1 protein-coding gene is annotated in these 3169 nt (G+C 32.8%); it reads left to right on the forward strand.

The genetic code is table 11. From position 1 onward, the window contains the following. Positions 1–437 precede the first annotated feature (437 nt). Entirely contained in the window at positions 438–3047 is a 2610-nt protein-coding gene (locus tag A3EQ_RS0114360; RefSeq protein WP_020155870.1) for an N-acetylglucosaminidase, read from the forward strand. The last annotated feature ends 122 nt before the right edge of the window (positions 3048–3169 follow it).

A 3169-nucleotide genomic window follows, 5' to 3' on the forward strand; every position in this document is an offset into this window, starting at 1 on the left:
GTCCAACGATTCTACAAGAAATTCAGGAGCAACGTAAAGCGGCATAAACCATTTCGGAGTGCTGATGGTTTTTGCGAACTTTATTTGACACTAACTGCTCGGAAGACAGTTTCGAGCATTTTTTTTTTATTTACAATATATCTGGTTAAATAAATTATCGTTGAAAAGTAGACGCAAGTAGCAAAATAATATTTCTATAACTTACTTTCATTTTTCACTCCTAGTTTACAGTTTAGGTACCAACTTATCACTGTCTCATTATTTTACCATCCGAAAAAATTTACTACAGGGCGGACAAAATAATCAGATTTATCAAAAAATATTTGTGTTAGTAATAAAATTTGGTAGAATAAAAAAGTAAAGAAGAAGATATTGTCAAGAAAAATAGAATAAATTATTTATGTACATACAGGGCTAAAAGAAAGGAGATTAGTGAAGTGAAAAAAATATTTCTAAGCTTGATTATTTTTTTATTATGTGTTTTTCAAAGTACGTGGATATTACCAGGAAATGATTTTAAGGTTTCCGCAAGTACATTGTCTTTAAATGGAAATATTAAAGAAAGCACGACGAGTAAGCTTGGCAAGATTAACGCTACTGGAAGTAAAATTTATTATAATCTAAACAATTTAAAGTCATTTTTCATAACAACAAATACACATATCAATAAAGTGTATTACATAAAAAAATTAGCAAAACTAAATAATCAGATCTATTACTTACTTAGCACTCAACCCAGTAGTGAAAAAGGAGTAGTTGGTTGGGTACATGCAAATGATGTAACTGTGCGAGATCATGTAGGTGTCGATAATAAATCAAAAACTCTTTATGTTAGAGGAACAGGCCATGCATACAGCAAAGCTTGGGGAGATAGTAAAGATATCGTTTTTGAAGATTTGTCTATTTATAGAAATTCAATATTTAAAGTAAATAAAACGGAAAAAGTAGGAAACAACATCTGGTACCGGGGTTTACTAAATGGGAAGACAGTATTTTTGCATTCTAATTGGGTTATGGAAAGTAAAGAAGAAAAAACAAGCAAATTAGGCCATTTAAAAAATGAAAATGTAAAGATATACAATCGTTACCATACTACATCCATAACTGCTGGTGCAACACTAACCAATGCTGTTTACTATATTAAAAGTCAGATTGATTATAAAGGAACGAGATATTATTTAATTAGCACACAACCTAGCAGTGAAAATGGTGTAATTGGTTGGGTAAGTGCGAATGATCTTTCCATCCGTGACCATGTTGGAGTTGATACCCAGTCCAAAACTCTTTACATAAAAGGTTACGGTCTTGCCTACAGTAAAGCTTGGGGTGGAAAAAAAGACATCGTATTTGAAGATTTGAAAAGTTACAAGAATCACATATTTAAAGTTAATAAAACAGAAAAAGTAGGAAATAATATTTGGTACAGAGGAGTGCTTGATGGAAAAACTGTATTCCTTCATGCCAATTGGGTCGGGGTTAAAGAGGAATCAGTAACAAGTAAATTGGGACACTTAAAAAATGAAAGTGTGCAAATCTTCAAAACGATTGGGGATTATTCCTCAGCTTTCACAGCAAAAGGATTAACCAATGCTGTCTATTATATAAAGAAACAAGCATCGGTAAATGGAGAGACTTATTATTTATTAAGTAGTCAACCCAGCAGTGAAAAAGGTCTGATCGGTTGGGTACATTCAGGAAATGTAGATACCCGAACCCATGTGGGAGTTGATACAATACCAAAAACCTTCTATGTAAAAGGAACGGGTAAAGCCTATAGTAAAGCATGGGGCGGCGAGAAAGACATAGTGTTTGAAGATCTCAGTAAATATAAAAATAATGTGTTTATAGTAAACAAAACGGAAAAAGTTGGGAACAACATATGGTATCGGGGTATACTGAATGGGAGAACTGTATTTTTGCATTCCAATTGGGTTTCCGGAGATTTTGTTACTTACATTCATTATGGTGTTACCCTAAATGAAGCTTTAAATATTCAGATGCAAAAAAATCCCCAAACTGACAAATATCAATATTCACCAGCATATGTTTATAGTAAAGATGTCGATATAAATACTGGTGGTAAGATTACTGGGAGTAGTGTGAATTTAAGAACATCGCCTAAATTAACGGCTGGCATATATAAGACGGTAAATGCCGGAACTCTCTTTATTCTGTTAGATAGTAATATTACCGGTGATGCATATAATAATGATAAGAAATGGTACAAGATAGAATATGATAATAAAATTCTATATGTACACAGTTCATTAGCCAAAATAAACATAAAAGTAGGTAAAGTGAATAAAAATAATGTTAACATCTATTCTAGCAGTAATACAAATAGCCATATCTACGGAACCGAGAAAAATGGTAAGTTATTAGAAATTGTGGAAGTAGGGACTAATTGGCACAAAATTACTTATAATACATGGAGAAATGCGACTCCCTCTGATGTGAAATATTATTTGGATCCGACAAACTTTCAAAATGATCCAATACAAAAGTTTCAATTCTTGGACCTTACAAAACCAAGCGGAGCAACAGCAAGCCAATTGAACATGTATCTTAAAGGGAAGGGAGTATTAGAGAATAAAGGTGAAAAATTTATCGAAGCAGCAAATAAATATGGAATTAATGATATATATTTGATCTCGCATGCATTATTAGAGACCGGTAACGGCACTTCAGAATTGGCAAAAGGTGTAAAATATAATGGTGTTACCGTATATAATGTGTATGGTATAGGCGCATATGATGGGAACCCTATAGAAAACGGTGCAAAGACCGCTTATGAAAGAGGTTGGACAACAATTGATAAGGCAATTGTAGAAGGTGCCGCTTTTATTGGTAACAACTATATAAAGACGGGGCAAAATACTTTGTATAAGATGAGATGGAATCCGGCAAGTATGGAAAAAGGTATAGCAGATCACCAATATGCTACTGATATTGGTTGGGCTTATAAACAGGTTATTACATTATATAATTTATATCAACAAATTGGAATAAATAGCACAATACTAGAGATTCCAGTTTATAAGAATTAAAAAACACCTTAACATGATGCACTTTGGTGATGATGTATAAAAGTTTGTGTAAAGCATTTTGCTAGACCAAAAGAAAAAAGGTAGGGTATTCTCTGATTTAGCCATAACACATTCCAGAGAAA

The organism is Caldibacillus debilis DSM 16016 (assembly GCF_000383875.1).
GTDB lineage: Bacteria > Bacillota > Bacilli > Bacillales > Caldibacillaceae > Caldibacillus > Caldibacillus debilis.